The sequence below is a fragment of the Kribbella speibonae genome (genome assembly GCF_004331375.1).
GTDB classification, from domain to species: Bacteria; Actinomycetota; Actinomycetes; order Propionibacteriales; family Kribbellaceae; genus Kribbella; species Kribbella sindirgiensis.
Map to the genome: position 1 here is coordinate 1,342,202 of NZ_SJKC01000002.1, position 18,728 is coordinate 1,360,929.

15 protein-coding genes are annotated in these 18,728 nt (G+C 69.0%); 5 read left to right on the forward strand and 10 right to left on the reverse strand.

Translation table 11 applies throughout. The features are described 5' to 3' along the window. Nucleotides 1-85: 85 nt before the first annotated feature. Genes E0H92_RS19605 through lepA form a run of 5 tightly spaced genes read right to left on the reverse strand, consistent with a single transcriptional unit; the run spans nt 86 to nt 5,543 of the window. Nucleotides 86-724 (reverse strand): MOSC domain-containing protein, encoded by a 639-nt coding sequence (locus tag E0H92_RS19605; protein WP_131497193.1) that lies wholly within the window; start codon nt 722-724, stop codon nt 86-88. Nucleotides 725-728: 4 nt separating this feature from the next. Further along, a complete protein-coding gene (locus E0H92_RS19610; RefSeq protein ID WP_202873693.1) occupies nt 729-2,081 on the reverse strand; it encodes an MFS transporter in 1,353 nt (450 codons plus the stop codon). A 35-nt stretch (nt 2,082-2,116) separates the two neighbouring features. Continuing rightward, on the reverse strand, nt 2,117-2,695 hold the full coding sequence (locus E0H92_RS19615) for a TetR/AcrR family transcriptional regulator (protein WP_202873694.1): 579 nt from the start codon (nt 2,693-2,695) through the stop codon (nt 2,117-2,119). A gap of 58 nt (nt 2,696-2,753) precedes the next feature. After that, a complete protein-coding gene (locus tag E0H92_RS19620) occupies nt 2,754-3,653 on the reverse strand; it encodes an aminoglycoside phosphotransferase family protein (protein WP_131497195.1) in 900 nt (299 codons plus the stop codon). Next, entirely contained in the window at nt 3,654-5,543 is a 1,890-nt protein-coding gene (lepA, locus tag E0H92_RS19625) for a translation elongation factor 4 (RefSeq protein ID WP_202873695.1), read from the reverse strand. 104 nt (nt 5,544-5,647) lie between these two features. Here lepA and E0H92_RS19630 point away from each other — a divergent pair, with 104 nt between their 5' ends. From E0H92_RS19630 to E0H92_RS19640, 3 genes are read left to right on the forward strand one after another with little or no spacing between them, the layout of a single operon-like run. Further along, the gene (locus E0H92_RS19630) at nt 5,648-6,553 is read left to right on the forward strand and encodes a phosphotransferase family protein (protein ID WP_131497196.1); all 906 of its coding nucleotides are present in this window, start codon (nt 5,648-5,650) and stop codon (nt 6,551-6,553) included. 33 nt (nt 6,554-6,586) lie between these two features. Next, nucleotides 6,587-7,096, forward strand: coding sequence for a SigE family RNA polymerase sigma factor (locus E0H92_RS19635; protein WP_131497197.1), 510 nt, complete (start codon nt 6,587-6,589; stop codon nt 7,094-7,096). Further along, the gene (locus tag E0H92_RS19640; protein WP_131497198.1) at nt 7,093-8,205 is read left to right on the forward strand and encodes a hypothetical protein; all 1,113 of its coding nucleotides are present in this window, start codon (nt 7,093-7,095) and stop codon (nt 8,203-8,205) included. Before E0H92_RS19635 ends, E0H92_RS19640 begins: the two co-directional genes overlap by 4 nt. Nucleotides 8,206-8,253: 48 nt before the next feature. On the opposite strand, the gene E0H92_RS19645 is transcribed toward E0H92_RS19640, so the two are convergent. Further along, entirely contained in the window at nt 8,254-11,250 is a 2,997-nt protein-coding gene (locus E0H92_RS19645; RefSeq protein ID WP_131497199.1) for a S8 family serine peptidase, read from the reverse strand. Between the two features lie 81 nt (nt 11,251-11,331). Next, a complete protein-coding gene (locus tag E0H92_RS19650) occupies nt 11,332-12,255 on the reverse strand; it encodes a DUF2207 domain-containing protein (protein ID WP_165549840.1) in 924 nt (307 codons plus the stop codon). A gap of 175 nt (nt 12,256-12,430) precedes the next feature. Here E0H92_RS19650 and rpsT point away from each other — a divergent pair, with 175 nt between their 5' ends. Next, nucleotides 12,431-12,691 carry a 30S ribosomal protein S20 gene (gene rpsT / locus E0H92_RS19655; protein ID WP_131290686.1) on the forward strand — a complete coding sequence of 87 codons (261 nt, stop codon included), beginning with the start codon at nt 12,431-12,433 and terminating at the stop codon, nt 12,689-12,691. A 128-nt stretch (nt 12,692-12,819) separates the two neighbouring features. On the opposite strand, the gene holA is transcribed toward rpsT, so the two are convergent. Then, nucleotides 12,820-13,779, reverse strand: a complete 960-nt coding sequence (gene holA / locus E0H92_RS19660) for a DNA polymerase III subunit delta (protein WP_238173490.1) — start codon at nt 13,777-13,779, stop codon at nt 12,820-12,822. A gap of 265 nt (nt 13,780-14,044) precedes the next feature. Between holA and E0H92_RS19665 the strand changes: the two genes are divergently transcribed. Next, nucleotides 14,045-14,566 (forward strand): cysteine hydrolase family protein, encoded by a 522-nt coding sequence (locus tag E0H92_RS19665; RefSeq protein ID WP_238173491.1) that lies wholly within the window; start codon nt 14,045-14,047, stop codon nt 14,564-14,566. Here the strand turns inward: E0H92_RS19665 and E0H92_RS19670 are convergent. Together E0H92_RS19670 and E0H92_RS45515 are read right to left on the reverse strand one after the other, a co-directional pair. After that, the gene (locus tag E0H92_RS19670; RefSeq protein WP_238173492.1) at nt 14,556-17,153 is read right to left on the reverse strand and encodes a ComEC/Rec2 family competence protein; all 2,598 of its coding nucleotides are present in this window, start codon (nt 17,151-17,153) and stop codon (nt 14,556-14,558) included. The two genes, E0H92_RS19665 and E0H92_RS19670, sit on opposite strands and share 11 nt — an antisense overlap. 169 nt (nt 17,154-17,322) lie before the next feature. Then, nucleotides 17,323-18,120 carry a ComEA family DNA-binding protein gene (locus tag E0H92_RS45515; protein WP_131497203.1) on the reverse strand — a complete coding sequence of 266 codons (798 nt, stop codon included), beginning with the start codon at nt 18,118-18,120 and terminating at the stop codon, nt 17,323-17,325. Between the last annotated feature and the right edge of the window lie 608 nt (nt 18,121-18,728).

Here is an 18,728-nt window from a genome sequence, read left to right on the forward strand (position 1 = left end):
CGTGACACGGGTGTGGAACCCCGCATTTGCTGGGTCAGCCAGGGAAATGGGGGTCGGGCGGTCGGGAGGGGTGCGGGGCGGGGGCTCATCCGCGGGAGAGGCCGCGGGAGAGGACGCGGTGGGCGGTGTCGCGGAGTTCGTCCATCAGGTCCACGCCGGAGTCGAGCATGCGCCGGAGCTTCGCCGGGTCCTGCGCGCCGAACATCTCCGCGATGGTGACCTCGTGGTCCGGGCGGCTGATGATCTCGATCGGGTCGCCGGCGCCGATCGTGCCTTCGCGGAGCACCTTCAGGTACGCGCCGGGGCAGCCGGCCTGGTGGAAGCGCTTGACCCAGTGCGGCTCCTGCATGCGGTGCTGGAACGTGATGCACGGGATGCGCGGCGCGCGGACCATCACCTCGACCTCGTCGCCGATCCGCCAGACCTCACCGAGCAGCGCGCCGCTGATGTCGACACCCTCGGTCCGCAGGTTCTCGCCGAACAGACCGGTCGGGATGTCGCGGCCGAGTTCGGCGGCCCACCAGTCGGCGTCCTCCTCGGCGTACGCGTAGAGCGCGAGATCCGGGCCGCCGTGGTTCTTGGTGTCGCAGACCCGATCCCCGGCGAGACCCAGCTCGCCGACCCGGACCCGGCCGGACTGCGGGCGCTTGTCGATCGCGGTAAACCCCGTCTCCTTGGGACCCGGGATCAGCTTCTCCACCACGTTGACCGTCAACAACCGCATACCGTCATCCTCTCCCGCGCAACCGCTCCGGAGCCACCGGTTTAAGTGGGAGTACGGCGACGATCAGCAGGGTGGCCGCTGTGGCGCAGACCCCGATCCAGGCGGCCGCGCCGTACCCGGACTCGCGGGGGAAGACGCCCGTCGTGTGCGTCGCGAGGATGAGGCCGCCGAGGGCGCTGCCGGTCGAGAAGCCGACGCTCCGGACGACCGCGTTCACGCTCATCGCGCTCGCGGTCTCGGCGGCCGGCGTGACCGCGAGGATGACCACCGGCATCGCGGCGGAGAACGCGCCGACACCGAAGCCGAGGATGCCGATGGCAAGGATCGGTTCGACCAGGTGTGATCGGGCGACCGCGAAGAGTACGAACGCGGCGAGGACCACCGCAGTACTTGCTGCCAGCAACGACCTGGCGCCGAGACGCAAGGCCGGGATCAGCCGGCCGGCAGCGAACCCGAGGAGCGAGAACGGGACCAGGACCAGACCGGCCTGGAACGAGTTGAGACCGAAGCCGTACCCGGCCGCCGCAGGTGTCTGTACGTAGCGGGTGATCAGGCTGAAGAGCAGGTACATGCCGACGCCGCCGACGAGCATCACGAGGTTCGCGGCGGCGACCGCGGGATGGCGAAGGAGCCTGATGTCGACCAGCGGGCTCTCGGTGCGGGCCTCGAGGAAGGTCCAGCCGATCAGCAGCAGGAGCGCGGCCGCGAGGAGCGCCGTGGCCGGGGCAGGGTGATCACCGATCTCACCGATCGCAAGGAGCACGGCAGGTAGCGCGATCGCGAGCAGGATCGCGCCGCGGACGTCGAGCCGGGACGACGGCCGGTCCGGGGCCTGCGGTAGCGCGAAGACGGCCGCGACGAAGGCGGCCGCGGTGATCACGAGGCCGAGCCCGTACGCCGCGCGAACCCCGGCGATGTCCGTGAGCAGTCCGGACAACGGGTAGCCGATCCCGATTCCCGCGGTCGACGCGACGGACAGCAACGCGATCGTCCGCGCGGCCCGCTGCTCGTCCAGGTGGTCCCGCGCGACCGCCATCATCAGCACGATCAGCCCGATCCCGGAGCCCTGCAGCGCCCGGCCGGCCAGCAGGAACCCGAACGGCAACGGGATCACCGTCAGCAGACTGCCGACGACCTCCACCGCCAGCATCACCAGTACGACGGTGCGCCGCCGCGGGCCCGACCCGAGCCGCCCGAGGACCGGGGTTGTCACGGATCCCGCCAGCAACGCGATCGTCAACGTCCATTGCGAGGCGGCGAGCGAAACGCCGTACGCCTCGGCCACGGCCGTGATCAACGGTGCGCCGAGACTCCCGATCACTGCGCCGACCAGTCCGACGAAGACCAGGAACCCCACGAGCACTCCCGGGGGCCGCACCAGGGTCGGGGCGTTCATTGGTTGGTGTCGGTGGTGATATGGGTGAAGAGGCCCGGTTTGATGCGGGTTCTGGCCTGATGGGACCACGGTTCGTCGACCTGCGGGAGGTCCAGGGCGGCGTTCGTGTTGAGAAGCATGCCGAAGGCAAGGAACGCCTTGACCGTGACCGGGTCCAGTTGCGCGGTGTCCGCCACGGACTGCCACAGCCGCGCGAAGCTCGTCCGTACGGCGTCCCGCACCTCGCCGTCGCCCGCGGCGGCCGCGGCCGTGCCCTGCAACTGGAGCAGGAGCGTGGTGCGGTCGGCGAGCATGTCGTTGTACTCCTGCCCCATCGCCGCCAGCGCCTCGACCCCGCTCGCCCCACCGGCTGCCGCGACCATCGCGAGCCGCATCCGCTCGAACGCGGCGTCCACGCACTCCAGGAACAGCAGCTTCTTCGTCCCGAACAACCGGAACACGTACGCCTGCGTGATCCCGGCCCGCCGCGCGATCGTCTCGGTCGAGGCGCCGTACAGCCCCGCGGCCGCGAACTCCTCCTCGGCGATCCCGAGGACCTGCTCGCGCCGCTCCTGCCCGCTCATCCGTGTCGGCATACGACTGAAGTTAGTAGGTAGTAACTACTAACTTCAATCGGATGTCTGCTAGCTCACGTCAGTCCTGGATGGCTTTGACGATGGTGATGTTGCGGGTCAGCCAGTCCTGGGGCAGGGAGTCGTCGGTGCCGGCGGACTCCAGGGTCCAGAGCACGTTGAGCATCTGGCGAACGATCACCCAGTTGCGGGCGCGGTCCTCGTCGAAGCCGGCGGCGTCGACCGTGGTCCAGAACCGCTGCCGGACCGCGAACCGTACGTCGGTGACCTCGTCCCAGCGGTTCCAGATCAGCGGCGCGACCTCGAAGTGCGGGTCGCCGGACAGCGGTTTCGGGTCGATCACCAGCCACGGTTCACGGTCGGCGGCGAGCATGTTCTCGTAGTGCAGGTCGGTGTGGATCAGCCGGCCGTCGGTCGCGGGATCGGTGATGAAGTCCTCGGCCAGCGAGATCGCCTGCTCGACGTACCGGTGCGGCACCGGCGCCGACGCGGGCAGTTGCCGGAACCGCTCCACCCAGCGCTTCAGCTCCCCGGACAGCGTCCGGAACTGCGGTCCCGCGGGCACGTGCAGCCGCTTGTAGGTGTCGCCAACGAGCTCGCAGGCGTCCAGTACGTCGATCGTCGTCAGGTCACGCGGTTCGAGGCGCTCGAGCAGCAGCGCGAACCGGCGCGGGTCCGCGCGCAGCAACTGGACGGCGCCGTTGCCTGCCCAGGCCCGCAGCGCCAGGTGCTCGGTCTCCGCCTCCCAGTGCGGGAACTGCACCTTCAGTACGGCGCGCTGCCCCTGCGCGAGCACCGGTACGACGATCGCGCAGTTCCCGTACGCCGCCGTACCGTCGACCCGCAGGTCCCACTCGTCGAGCAGGTCCCGCAGCAGCCGCGGCAGCCGATCGAGCCAGTCGGCCCAGTCCTGCCCGCGCGAGGCGACGACGAGCAGGCCTTCAGGAATCTGGACGGGCACCTACTTCTTGCCGGCCTTTTCTCCGGTGTCGGACGTGCGGAGGGCGGCGATGAAGGCCTCTTGCGGGACCTCGACGCGGCCGACCATCTTCATCCGCTTCTTGCCTTCCTTCTGCTTCTCGAGCAGCTTGCGCTTCCGGGTGATGTCACCGCCGTAGCACTTGGCGAGCACGTCCTTGCGCATCGCGCGGATCGACTCGCGGGCGATGATCCGGGACCCGATCGCGGCCTGGATCGGCACCTCGAACTGCTGCCGCGGGATCAGTTCCTTCAGCTTGCCGGCCAGCGCGACGCCGTACGAGTACGCGTTGTCGCGGTGCACGATCGCCGAGAACGCGTCGACCGTCTCGCCCTGCAGCAAGATGTCGACCTTGACCAGCTGGGCGGACTGCTCGCCGGTCGGCTCGTAGTCGAGGGACGCGTAACCCTTGGTCTTGGACTTCAGCTGGTCGAAGAAGTCGAACACGATCTCGGCCAGCGGAAGGGTGTAGCGCAGCTCGACGCGGTCCTCGGACAGGTAGTCCATGCCGCCGAGGCTGCCGCGCTTGGTCTGGCACAGATCCATGATGACGCCGATGTAGTCCTTCGGACTCAGGATCGTCGCCTTCACCACCGGCTCGTAGATGTCGGCGATCTTGCCCTCGGGGAACTCGCTCGGGTTGGTGACGACGAACTCCTTGCCGTCCTCCATTTCCACCCGGTAGACCACGTTCGGCGCGGTCGAGATCAGCGCCAGGTCGAACTCGCGCTCGAGCCGCTCGCGGACGATCTCCATGTGCAGCAGCCCGAGGAACCCGCAGCGGAACCCGAACCCGAGCGCCCCCGACGTCTCCGGCTCGTACTGCAGGGCGGCGTCGTTCAGCTGCAGCCGCTCCAGCGCGTCGCGCAGCGTCGGGTAGTCGTCGCCGTCGATCGGGAACAGACCGGAGTACACCATCGGCTGCGGGTGCTTGTAGCCGCCGAGCGGATCAGTCGCGCCGCGGACGGCCGCAGTGACGGTGTCACCGACCCGGGACTGGCGGACGTCCTTCACGCCGGTGATCAGGTAACCGACCTCACCGACACCGATACTCGTTGTCTTCACCGGCTCCGGGGAGATCACGCCGACCTCGAGCATCTCGTGCACCGCGCCGGTCGACATCATCTTGATCCGGTCCCGGTGCGTCAGCTCGCCGTCGACCACCCGGACGTAGGTGACGACGCCCCGGTAGGTGTCGTAGACCGAGTCGAAGATCAGGGCCCGCGGCGGCGCGTCCTTCACGCCCTTCGGCGGCTCGACCTGCGCGACGATCTCGCTGAGCAGCTCCTCGACGCCCTCACCGGTCTTCGCGGACACCTTGAGCACGTCGGACGGGTCGCACCCGATGATGTGCGCGAGCTCCGCGGCGTACTTCTCCGGCTGCGCGCTCGGCAGGTCGATCTTGTTCAGCACCGGGATGATGTGCAGGTCGGCGTTCAGCGCGAGGTACAGGTTGGCCAGCGTCTGTGCCTCGATCCCCTGCGCGGCGTCGACCAGCAGCACAGCGCCTTCACACGCCTCGAGCGACCGGGAGACCTCGTACGTGAAGTCGACGTGACCGGGCGTATCGATCATGTTCAGGATGTACGTCGTACCGTCCGGGGCCAGCAGGCCGCCCGGGGACTCCGGGCCGGGCGTGAACGGGAGCCGGACCGCCTGCGACTTGATCGTGATGCCGCGCTCGCGCTCGATGTCCATCCGGTCCAGGTACTGGGCCCGCATCGAGCGGTCGTCGACCACTCCGGTGATCTGCAGCATCCGATCGGCCAGCGTCGACTTGCCGTGGTCGATGTGGGCGATGATGCAGAAGTTCCGGATCAGCGACGGGTCGGTGCGACCCGGCTGCGGCACTTTCGTGGGGCCAACGGGCACGGAGGGGATCCAGTTCTGGTCTCGGAGGTATATCCGGTCAATCATCCCATGGCGGTCCAGCAGATTCGAAAATCAGTGGCTCGCGCCCGCTAGCGTGGTGACCCATGGCGCATGCTGCTGGGGTTCGGTTGCCGTTCGAGAAGCTGCCCGCCGCGGTGCGGGCCTGGGTGGAGCGCTCGCTCGGGTCGGTCGTGGTGTCCGCGGTCACCCAGCAGGGCGGCTTCTCCCCCGGCGTGGCAGCCCGCCTGGTAACCGCCTCCGGCCGCCGGGCGTTCCTGAAGGCGGTCGGTACAGAGCTCAACCCGAAGACGCCGGAACTGTTCCGACTGGAGATCACCGCCGTGCAGAGCATCGGCCCGCTGCCGATGACTCCGCTGCTGTACGACGTGTACGACGACGGGGACTGGGTCGCGCTGCTCTTCGAGGATGTCGAGGGCCGGCTGCCGACCCACCCGTGGGAGCAGGCGGACGCAGACCGGGCGTTGGACGCTCTCGAGGAGCTGACCGAGGCCCTGGACCCTTCGCCCTGGCCGGACGCTCCTGTGGCAGCTGTGCGGAGTCATGACTTCCTGAGCCGGTGGGAGAACGTGCTGGAGGACGGCCTGGCCGTACCTGAGTGGCTGGAGGGGCGGGTCGAGGAGCTCGCCGAGCTGTCCCGGTACGCGCTGCAAGTGCTCGCCGAGGGCAAAGCGCTGGCGCACTGGGACCTGCGCGCAGACAACATGATCCTGACTGACGACCGCGTGGTGTTCATCGACTGGGCCCACCCGGCCCTGGCACCGCGCTGGGCCGACACGGTCATCGTGCACGCGGACATGCGCGGGTCGGTGAAGCTGCCGGAGCTGCCGGACGACCAGGCCATCACCGGGTTCATCGCTGCCATCGCGGGCGGCCAGTGGTGGGGCGGGGCGCAGCCGGCACCGCCGGGCCTGCCGACCATCAGGCAGTGGCAACGAGAGCAGGCGCTGGTCCATCTGGACTGGGTGCGGGAACGGACGCAGCGTTTCTGAGGGTCGGGCGTCTCTAACGGTGTGACGAATCAAATGGTGAGCATCGGACGCCCGGCGCCTGCTCAGGCGGCCGTGTCGGCGCTTTACCAGCAGCACTGGGCCGGGCTGGTCCGGCTGGCGGTGCTGATGGTCGACGACCGGCAGGCGGCGGAAGACGTCGTACAGGAGGCTTTTGCCGAGCTGTACCGGCGCTGGCCGTTACGGGGGCCCGATGCGGCCCTGGCGTACCTGCGTACGGCGGTGCTGAACCGCAGCCGGTCCGTACTGCGACGGCGTAAGGTCGCGCGGCTGTACATCCCACCGCACGAGGCGCCGAACGCCTCCGCCGAGAGCGCCGCCGTACTGAGCGAGGAACGGACCCAGGTACAGCAGGCGCTCCAGGGACTGCCGCGGCGGATGCGCGAGGTCCTCGTCCTGCGCTACTACCTCGATCTCCCCTTCGCCGAGATCGCCCAGCTTCTCGGGATCAGCGAGTCCTCCGCCCGCGCCACGTCGTCGCGCGGTCTCGCCGTCCTGACCGAACGCCTCGAGGAACTCCGATGACCGACACCGAAACGCGCCTCCGCGACTACCTGCACACCCAGGCCGCCACCGTCCCCGACAACGCCCAGGGCCCGGGCCTCGAACCACCCGAACGCCGCCGCACCTGGCCGGTCCTCGCGGCCGCCGCGGCGATCGTCGTGGTCGTCGTACTGGCGGCATCCCTGCTGAGCCGAGGCGATCGACCCGACCCGGCGCGACGCCCGGCCCCACCCGTCTCCGGAGCAGCACCCCAGGTCCCGTACACCGTGTACGAAGAGAACTCGCTCCACGACGGCAAGCAGAAAGTGCGGATTCCGAAGGGGGTCGACGGCTTCTTCTTCGGGCGGGCCGGCGGTGGCTGGCTGGGGCAGCAGATGCCCGGGGCCGGCCGGTTCCGCCCCGGCATCCTGCTACCGAACGGCACCTTCCGGACGCTCGGCCCGGACCGATCCGGCTTTCAGGTCCTGTCCCCGGATCGCAAGCAGGTGGCGATGTTCCACTACCTGTCCAACACTCGCGGCCAGGTGATCGTCGTCGACATCCAGTCCGGGAAGCAGGTCGCCCAACTGCCCGCCGCCGCCGGGTCGCCGGAGCTCCTCGGCTGGAACCAGGACGGCCTGTGGATGAACCGAGGAAAGGCCGGACTGGTCGTCTGGCAGCCGGCATCCGGTCGGCGGCGGCCGGTGTCCATTGCCGGCTTCGACGGCAGCGCGGCGATTCCACCGGCGGCCGGGACCATCGTGGTGTCCGCCAAGGTCGACGGGAAACCATGCCTCAAGGCCGGAGCACTGCGAGACGACGGCTTCAAGGTACTGCGGGAGTACTGCGCCGAAGGGCAGGCGCACCTCTACCCAGTGCTGTCACCCGACGGCCGGACCATGATCCAGAGCGAGCGGGCGGAGGCCATCGACATCAACACCGGTCAGGTCACCAAGCTGCAGCTGAAGGACCGCATGACGGACACCCTGCCGCTGCCGGTCTTCGAGAACGGCACCCAACTGCTGACGCTCACAGAGACGATCGCCGCCGGCGGTGTCGTCCACAACCAACTGTTCCGCTGTGACGTCACGTCGGGCGAGTGCAAGTTGCTGGTCGAGAAGGCGGACGGCTGGACGATCCACGAGCCGTAACAGACGACGAGGGCGGCCCCGGGGTGCGGGGCTGCCCTCGTCGCTGTTTCAGCTGTCTACGCGGACGATGGTGGAGCCGGAGCCGTCGGCTCCGTCGGTGAAGTGCAGCTGGCCGAGGTACCTGGTACCGGCGGTCAGACCGGTCCAGCTGGCCGTCACACTCGCCTGACCGGCGACTGTGACCGGTTGGCTGGCCGGTGTGACGGTCAGGTTGCCCTCCGCCTTCTGCAGCTCCCAGTGGTCGAGCTTGACCACCTGCTCGTTCGCTCCGGCGTACAGGTCGACGTACACGTCCACCTGACCGCCTGCGGGCTGTGAGAGGTTCACCTCTTCCTCAGCCGAGCCACCGGTGCTGCTGCCGAGCAGAGTCGTCGTACCGGCCTTGTACGCGAACACGTCCAGGTCAGTGCCGGCCGGGTAGTCCGCGTCGAACGTGGAGAACCTGGCGTACGTCGTACCCGCCGGGACGTTGACGGTGAACTTCGCGACGTGGTCGTTCACCTTCGGCGCGGTCGTCGGGAACGAAACGCCACCCGGGTTCTTCAGCGCGGCCTCGCCGACGGTGGCCGGGTTCAGGCCCACCGCGGTGGTCTCGAGCGTTCCGGCGTACCCGGCCGTGACCGGCACCTGCACGGACCCGGCGGTGCCGGTCCCGTTGACCTGCACCGGCGCCTTGACGGTCAGCGGCTTGATCGCCAGCGTGCTCGCGACCGAGTGCTTCACCGACTTCCAGACCAGCCGGCCGAACGAGTACTGCTCGAGCGGGGCGCCGTTGTTCTCGATCGTGACCTTGTACGTCGCGCTGCGGCCCGGCAGCGTGACCAGGATCCGCGGCGTCACGGTCACCTTCAGGCCCTTGAGGCCCTCGACCTTCGAGAAGTAGACCTCCGGCACCTGACCGACGTTCGTCACGGTCCGGGTCACGGTCTGCTTGCCGGCCAGGTCACCGATCGCGATCGTCGGGTAGTTCAGGTCGCTGAGGTCGATCTTGCCGTTCGCGCACAGCTCGTGCGTGCTCGGCACCTGCCCGGAACCGCAGATGAACTTCGTCCAGTCGGTGTACGTCGAGTCGTAGACCAGACCCGGGTCCATCCCGAGCTTCGGCCGTACCTGGCCGGCGCCGTACCCGAACGGGGTCGCCTGCGAGCCGGAGTCGTTCTGGATCGGCTTGCCGCTGGCGTCCTTGTCGGTGGCGGTCGTCATCATCGCCGACTTGATCGCCATCGGGGACCAGGTCGGGTGCTTGCTCTTCAGCACGGCCGCGATCCCGGCGATGTGCGGCGTCGACATCGACGTACCGCTCATGAACGCGTACTCGCCACCGGCCGCGCTGAACGCGGTCGTCGCGGCCAGCACGTTCGTACCCGGAGCCATGATGTCCGGCTTGAGCAGGTCGCCGTTACCGGCCGGGGACGGACCACGGCTGGAGGAGGCCGCCACCTTCGGGGCGTTGACCTTCACCGGCGTACCGGCGCCGATGGTGGCCGTCGGGTTCGCGGTGCCGCTCACGTACGCCTTGACCGCCGGCGTGGCCTTGTCGTCGAGGTGGACCGTCGGGACCGTGTGCAGGTCGGCGTCCAGCGTGCCCGGGACGATGTTGAGCAGGATCATGCCGACACCGCCGGCGGCCTTCACCTGCGCGCTCTTGTCGACCCGGGCGTTCCCGCCGCGGTCGCAGACCACGATCTTGCCGGTGGCCTTCGCCGGGTCGAGCGTGCCCGCCTGGCAGAGGGCGAGGTTCGCCGGGTCGGCGTTCGGCAGGCCCGCGTCCTTGGCCAGCACCACCGGCGTCGCCGGCGTACCGGAACCGATGCCCGCACCGGTGTAGGACTTGCCGTCGCCGAGCGTCACCGTGGTCTGGATGTCGCGGTCATGGGTGCCGTTGGCAACCGACTGGACCCAGGGGTACGTCTTGCCGACGGTCGCCTCGCCCGGACCGGTGTTCCCGGCGCTGGTCGCGACGAACACGCCCGCCTTGGCCGCCCGCAGGAACGCGAGCCCGGTGGCGTTCACGTACGTCGATCCGCTGCCGGAGATCGAGTAGTTGATCACGTCGACGCCGTCGGAGACCGCGGCGTCGATCGCGGCCACGATGTCGGCGTCCGTACCGCTGCCGCCGCCGGTCGCGTCGACCGCCCACAGCGCCTTGTAGATCGCGAGCCGGGCGTGCGGCGCCATACCGGAGCCCTTGCCGTAGTCGCGGCCCATGACCTTCATGTCGACGCCGTAGTTGCCGGCCGCGGTGCTGGCGGTGTGGGTGCCGTGGCCGCCGTAGTCACGCGGCGACTTGAACTCGTCCGGGATCGGGCGGGTGCCGATGCCCTTGTCGAAGTACCGCGCGCCGATCACCTTGTTGTTGCAGGTGACGGGCGCCTCCTCGCCGGCCTGGCAGGTGCCCTTCCACTTCTTCGCGACGATCGCGTCGGAGGTCTTCGTGGTCTTCATCGGCGCGAAGCTCGCCCGCTCCGGGACGTACCCGGAGTCGATCATGCCGATGATCACGCCGTCGCCGGCCTTGTCGATCCCACCCGCCTGCTGCCACGCGCCGCCCTTGCCGGACAGGCCGAGGAAACGCGGGGTGTCGACGGTGTCGGCGTGCTGGATCTCGCTCGGCTCGACGCTCTTCACCCCCGACGACTTGGCCAGCTTGACCGCGTCGTCGTACGACATCTCGGCGGAGAACCCGGCGTACGTGTAGCTGTAGTCGTAGAGCTTCTTGACGCCCGGGACCTTCGCGATCACCTGGTCGCGCTCACCGGCGAGGTGCTTCACGTAGTCGACGACCGGCGCCGCGGTCTTCAGCAGCTTGCCGCCCGGCACCACCTTGGTGGCGGCGAGGCCGGCGATGTCACCGGCGTACTCGGCGACCGGGGAGTCGTCGAGCTGAACGATGTACGAACCGGTCTCGGAGCGCTTGACCTCCGGATCGGCGGCCGGACTCGGGGCCGGCTGGCTGGCGCTCGCGGCGTTCACCAGCACAGGTACGCCGGCACAGGCGGCGATCAGTGCGGTGGCCACGACGATCGCCGGGCGTTTGCGGGTCACGCAGTTCCTCCAGGCTTGGACGGAGCGATGGCGGAGCCCTTGGCTCGCGGGCCCCGAGTATGCCGTCAGGGGTGGCCGCTGTCACGCACGCCGGCGGAGGTGCAAGGGAAAACCCCTGATCAGGCAACTAGCCACCAAGCCGACGAGGGCCAGGAACAGGACCACGGCCGCGGCGATGAGCAGGATCTTGAGCTTGAGACTCAGCGGCGAACCGTCGTACTCCGCACCGCCGTCGGTGATGCCGGCGGACGGTACGACGACCTTCACCGTCATCCCTGCGGGAACGCGTCCCGGGGTGAAGATTGTGGGCTCGCCTTTGGTTGCGCAGGGAGTCTGTTTGTCCTCGGTGTACGCGGTGCACGACGCCGTAGTGACCTTCGTCGGTGCGAGCACCCGGACCTCATTCAGGGGCACTTGTGGATAGTCGACCCACGAGTTCTCGGCCGCCCGGACCGGGTCGGGCCAGTTGAGCTCATAGCCGTCGGCTGTCTTGTCCAGAGCGCCGTGAACGCGGTACCGCAGTACATAGCTCGCCCGGTGGCCCGCCGGCTGGTTGTCGTCCCCGAGCTGGATGAGCAGATCGGACAGCCGGCTGTCCCAGCCGTCGATGCCGGTCGCGGTCATCGGCGGTAGGGCGGGATCCAGCGCCTTCGTCCGCACCGGCACCGGTGCGCCGGTGGGGTCCGTGGCGGTGACGTCGGTCACCTTCCAGACCCGGTCCTTGCCCCGCTCCGAGACCTGCTGGTCGATCGGCCCTTCAGCGGGCCGGCGGAGGTGGACAATCCGGTCGAGCGGCAGTCCCGACCTGTTGTACTCGTAGTCGATCGTCTCGGTGACATCCACAGCACCGTCCGCACGGATCTCGTACTGCGCCTTCACCTGCGCATCCTCCGTACGCCCGGGATAGAACCGCTCCCCCTCCCGCACCACCGGCACCACAACCCCCGCCACGGCCAGCCCAAGCGCCGCCAGCGCCACAACCCGCACCACCCTGCCGTCGACCACAGACAGTAGTGTGACGATCCGCAGGTTCTTCCGTAGCCGTTCCCCCGCTGGGCCGGTTTGGTTGCGGGCGGGGCTTGTTGGTAATCTGGTTGTTCGCGCGTTCACGGGTGGTGCTCAGCCGTGCGCCGCAACACCTTCCGTAATGACCGCATACTCCTGATCGAGGCTCTGCTCCGTGGCGAACATCAAGTCCCAGATCAAGCGCAACCGCCAGAACGAGGCTGCGCGACTTCGCAACAAGTCGGTGAAGTCGACCCTCAAGACGGCTGTTCGCCGCTTCCACGAGGCCGTCGAGGCCGGCGAGGCCGAGAAGGCCAACGACACCGCCCGCAAGGCCGGTCGCCTGCTCGACAAGGCCGTCAGCAAGGGCGTCATCCACGCCAACCAGGCGGCAAACCGCAAGTCGGCTATCTTCAAGAAGGCCGCTTCCCTCTAACACCAGGGCCGCGTCCCCGACGCGCCCCCGCCAACGATCGGCCCGGTCCCAACCGGCCGATCGTTTTTGCGTACCCAAACCAGCCTCGAGCGGGCAGGTAGCTGCGGTGGTTCGCGGCGGGTGGGTGGTTAGCGGCGGCCGTGGGCTCGGGTGATGGTTAGGACCATGCGTTCGAGGGCGTAGCCGGCGTCGCCGGAGGCGCCCTTCACGTCTGCGTCGGCCTGGGCGACCGCCTTGATCGCGGTCGCGAGACCACCCGGAGTCCAGCTGCGCGACTGCTGCTTGAGCTGCTTGAGCTTCCATGGCGGTACGCCGACCTCGCGTGCCAGGTCCGCCTCCCGCATCCCACTCGGCGCGCTCGCGTACTTCGCCAGCCCCCGCAACCCGCCCGCCATCGCACTCGTCACCAACACCGGCGCCACACCACAGTCCAGCGCCCACCGAAGCTGCTCCAGCGCCGGCTCCGTCCGACCGGCGATCGCCGCATCGGCCACCGCGAAGCTCGTGACCTCCGCACGCCCACCGAAGTACTGCCCGATCAGCTGCGTAGTCACCGCCTGACCACCCGAGTCCGACACCAACTGCGAACACGCCCCGGCCAACGCCCGCAGATCGTGCCCGACCGCGTCCACCAGCGCCGACGCGGCCCCTTCGTCGACCGTCCCCCCGTGCAGCCGGATCTCCCCCGCCACGAACTGCGGAAGCTCCCAAGCCTTCGGCGCCGTCGCGACAACCTCGGTGACCGATGCCTTCCGCAACTTGTCGAGGACGCCCTTCCCCTTCTGCCCACCGGAGTGCACGAGCACGGCGAGTACGTCGTCCGACGACGAAGCGGCGTACTCGATCAGATGCGGCGCCATCTCACTCGGCAGGTTCTCCAGCCCGCGCAGCACCAGCACCCGCTCGGTCGCGAACAACGACGGCCCGGTCAGCTCCGCGAACACCCCGACGTCCAGCGTCGAAGCCTCGAGATCCGTCACCTCCACCGGGCTGTCGCCCTCGGCCGAAGCGTTCTTCGACACCGCCGCGATCGCCGACCGCACGGCCCGATCCGCCAGGAACGACTCGCTCCCGGTCACGAGAAGCACATCACCCAGCTTCGGCGCAGAACCTTTACGAGCAGCCACCCCGTCAGCATCCCACGCCCTCCCGACAATCCCCGTGCACCCCCACACCAAACCAGCAAGGATGACCCCCATGCCCCCACCCGACCCCACACCCCCACCCAACGCCCCACACCCACCCACCGCGACAACCTCACCTGACGCGATGCACTCCCGCGACGCAACGACCGCTTCCGACGCGATGCATTCGTCGGGCGCGATGAGCTCGCCTGTTGATGCCTTGGTTCTTGTGGATCTGCAGACTGCGTTCGTCTCGGGTCTGGGTGCTGTGCCCGGCGCCGCGGCCCTCCTGGATCGGACGAGCGACCTGCTGGACCGAGCCCGGGCCGCCGACGCCCTCGTCGTACACCTGCAGAACGACGGCCCGCCCGGCGCGGACGACGAACCCGGCACACCCGGTTCGGAGCTGTACCTGCCGCTCAAACCAGGGCCCCGCGAGCACGTGATCCGCAAGCCACGCGACGACGGCTTCGACGCGACACCACTCGGGGAGATCCTGGTATCGGCCGGCGTACGCTCGCTCGCCATCTGCGGCGTCATGTCGGAGATGTGCGTACACGCCACATCCAAGACCGCACTCGCCCGCGGCTACCGAGTCGTCCTCCCGTACGACGCGCACGCCACGTACGACGTACCCGCCGTCCCCGGCGTAGCGGACAAGATCCCGGCCCACGTCGTCTCCCGAGTAGCCGCCTGGTCCCTGGGCGACCAACCCGAAAACACCACCCCAACCTCCGCCGTCACCTTCTAGCTGCCTCCTGTAGCGGTGGGTGTGTGGTGAGGGCGAGGTGGTTGTTGGTGTTGGTGACAGTGAGGGGCCCGCTGACGTTGGTGGTGGCGGCTCGGGTCGCGTTGTGGGACAGGAGATCCAGGGTCCTCGGGGCCGGGTGGCCGTAGTCGTTGTCCCGCCCTGCCGAGATGAGCGCCAACCGCGCGTTCGCAGCAGCGATGAATCCAGGATCCTGCTGAGCTGAACCGTGATGCGGGACCTTCAACACATCCGCCCGCAGGTCAGCTCCCGTCGCCACGACGGCGCGCTGCGACTCCGGCTCCAGGTCACCGGTGAGCAGGATCCGGAGGCCGTCGAGCTCGACCATCATCGCGATGCTGGCGTTGTTCTCCGGCGACCCTTCATCCGTCGACGTCGCCGAGGACGTACCCGGCGCGGGCAAGGCCGGCACCTTCGCCGGCCAGAGCGTCGTCCAACTCACCTTCCCCACGACCCGCTGCTCGTGGAACGCGACAGTGCGCACAACCACCCCGTGCCGCGACGCCAAATCAACCACGCGGTCGTACTCGGCCGGCGGCGAGAAGTACGGCGTCACCTCGATCTCGTCCACCCGCCGATCGTTCAGTACGCCGGCCAGCCCGCCGACATGATCCGCATGGAAGTGACTCAGCACGACAACCGGGACGTACTCGATGTCGAGGTCCTTCAGACACCGATCCATCGCCGCCGGATCCGGCCCGGTATCGACGACTACCGCCGTACGATCACCAGCGCGCAACACCAACCCGTCGCCCTGTCCGACATCACAGACGACGAACACCCAGTCGTCAGGCGGCCAGCCGAGCGATCCGACGGGACGCAGTACGACGACCGCGAGCAGGACCACCGCCAGAATCATCGCGATCGGGCGAGCCAGGATGCGGTGCAGACCCAGCACGAGGGCCAGGCAGAGCACCGTCAGTACGACGACCCCGACCACGGTCGCGGGCCACGCGTTGGCGGCGCCCGGAAGATCCGCGCCTTCGCGAGCAACCAGAATGATCCAGCGAGCGGGCCATCCGGCCGCCCAGCCGACGACTTGGGCCAACTCGCTGCTGATCAGGGCCACACCGGCCGCGACGAAACCGAGAATCGTCGCCGGGCCGACCATTGGTCCCGCCAACAGGTTCGCGGCGACGGCGATCAGCGACACCTCGCCTGACAGCCACGCGACGACCGGCGTACAGGCGAGTTGCGCCGCGAGCGGACACGAGATCGCGTCGGCCAGCCAGCCAGGCATCCATCTTGCCAACGCATCCCGCCAGCCTGGTCCGAGCAGGATGATCCCGGCGGTCGCAAGCACCGAGAGCGCGAACCCGGCTGAGCGCGCGAGCGATGTCTCCAGTAGCAGCAACACGATCACCGCGACCGACAGACTCCGCACGGCGCGGCGTCGCCCTCCCCCACTGGTCAGAGCGGCCAAGGCGATCAGACCCATCGCGGCCGCCCGAAGGACGCTCGGCTGTGGTCTGGCCAGCACGACGAACACGACCACCGTCAACAGCCCGACCACGGTCAACCCACGCGCCCGTACGCCGACCAGGCGCGCCAGTGGGAGGAGGAACGCGAGCAGGAGCGTCAGGTTCGTCCCTGACACGGCGGACAGGTGGGTGAGGCCTGTGGTTTGGAAGTCCGCGTTGAGGTCCGGTGATACGCCGGAGACGTCACCCATGACGAGTGCCGGCACCAGCCCGCGGACGTCCTCGGGCTCACCTGCTACGGCTTCTCGCAGTCCTGCCCGAACCTGCTCGGCCGCACGAAGCCACCAGGGAGGGTGATCTACGGTCCGCGGCGGGGACCTGGTCGAGAGCATCGCTGCCACTTCGGCGCCGCCTTCTACTTGCTCGAGCCTTCCGCTCGCGTCGACATGCTGGCCGTATCTCACGTGCTCCCATTTCGCGGTGCCTACCACCAGGACCGGCGTACGTACTCGCTCCCGGATCGCGTGGTCCGAGCCGGCACCGGTGCGGATCTCCTCGATGGTCGCCCTCACCACGACGTACGGCGGCCGTCTGCTGGTGGTGCTCTGCCGGAGCGACGGATCCCCGTCGATCTTGAGCCGAACGGTGACTGTCGCCGAGCGGGACGCGAGTTCCTGCACGGGGCCGGCGCGGAGGGCGGCGGTGTGCAGCCCGGCGGCGATCGCCAGACCACCCACGACGACCAACGAACCAACGATCGCCCAACCAGCCGCTGCACGAGCCAGCCACCGAGTAGCCCACCGACGTACCGAGCCAGTCGCCGAATCAGTTGCCTGCCCGGCCGCGGGATCAGTCCCCGGGGCAGTCACCAGACCGGTAGCCGGGCCGGTCGCCGGGCCGGTCGCGGGATCAGTTGCCGGATCAGTTGCCGGATCAGTTGCCGGATCGGTCGTAGGGGTTGCGGTTGAGGGTGTGCGGCTCGTGCGCCGGAGGGTGAGCCCGAGTATCGCGGCGAGTGCCAGTGCGCATGCGGCGACGATCCCGCCGACGACTGGCGGCTGGCCGACCAGCACCGCGGTAGCCAGCCAGCCCGCGGCCGCCGGGATGAGCAGCCGCGCATCGAGCTGCTCATGCTCGGTCGCCTCCACGGAGGTCGGGTCGACACCCTCCGCAGATGCAGGCTCAACAGCCTCCCCGGGCACGCGCACAACCGCGTCCGCGGGCACAGGTCCGAGAGCCTCTGCGAGTGCAGGATTGGTGGCTTCCCCAGGCGTCGGGGCGGGAGTGGGAGCTGGTTTGGGTGGGTGGTTGGTGGGGTTAGGTGCGGACATGGGGTTTTAGGGAGTCGAACTTCTTGGGGCCTACGCCGGGGACCTCCTGGAGTTGGTCGATGGTGGTGAAGGGGCCGTTTTGGGTGCGGTAGTCGAGGATTCGTTGGGCTAGGACTGGGCCTACGCCGGGGAGGGCGTCGAGTTGGTCGAGGGTGGCGGTGTTGAGGTTGACGGGGGCGGTGGGGGCTGAGGACGGGCTGGGGCCGGCGGTTGCTGATGGTTGGTTCGGGGGTGGGGGTTGGGTGGTTGCGCCGACGATGATTTGTTCGCCGTCGGTTACTTGGCGGGCGAGGTTGAGGGTGGTGAGGTCTACGCCTCGGAGTGGGCCGCCGGCGAGGGTGAGTACGTCGGCTACGCGGGAGCCGGCTGGGGCGCGGATCAGGCCGGGGCGGCGTACCTTGCCTGCGACGTGGACCACGACTGGCGGTGGGCTGGAGGAGGATCCGTCGCCGGGAGGCTGGGGCGCGCCTGAGGTTGGGTTCGCGCCTGAGGTTGGGTTGGTGGTGGGTGGCTGGTTGGTGGCGGCGGGTTGGTTGGCGGCTGGTTGGGTTTGGTTGGTCCCGGGTTGGGGTGTTGGGCGGATTACTGCGGAGCCTGTGGTTGTGGTGGATGGGCGGGTGTCGGGGAGGGGTTCGGGGCGGGCTTTGAAGAAGGTCCAGGCGGCCCAGGTCAGGCCGAGGGTGAGGAGTACGGCCAGGACGACGATGTGGCGTGGGGTGAGGGTCCAGCGGGCGTCGCGCAGTCGGTCGGGTGGGGGTTGTTCGGGGGTCCATCCGCCTCGCACCTCATCACGCTCCTCCGGATATTCGTCTGGTGGCTCTCGCCCGCTTGGCGGGTCGCCGGTGGGGTGTACGTCGCGGTCGGTCGTGCCGGGCGCGGCGCGCGAGCTGGGCGTCTGAGTGGTCCGATCGGCGGAGGTTCGCCGGGCGGACGTTTGCTCGGTGGAGGTTGGCGCGTCGGAGGTTGGCTCGGTGGCACTTGTCGGGGCGGTGGGGGGCTGGTTGGTGGCGGGGCGGTTGGGGTGGGTTTGGGTGGTGGGTGGGGTGTGAAGGTGGGTGGGGGTTGGGTGTTGAGGGCGGGGGGTTAGGCGGGCGAGGGCTCGGGCTCGGGCGGCCGGGTCGGGAGGTGGGGTTCGGCGGAAGACCTTCACGCCCAGAGAAGGTACGAGTCTCGGGTGTGGGTGGAACGGCGACTTGAAAGCTGTGGAGAAACCGCGCGGTCGGGGCGGGAACGGAGGATTGGGTGCTCGCAATGGCGGCCGCGGACGCCGGCTGATTGCGCGTGGGTTGGTCGGCTTGTGGGAGTGGGGATGTCCCGTGGGGCGGTGACGAGGAGGTTTCTGCCAGGTTCGTGGGTCGTTGACTCACGACGGCGGGTGGGCAGATGCCGTGG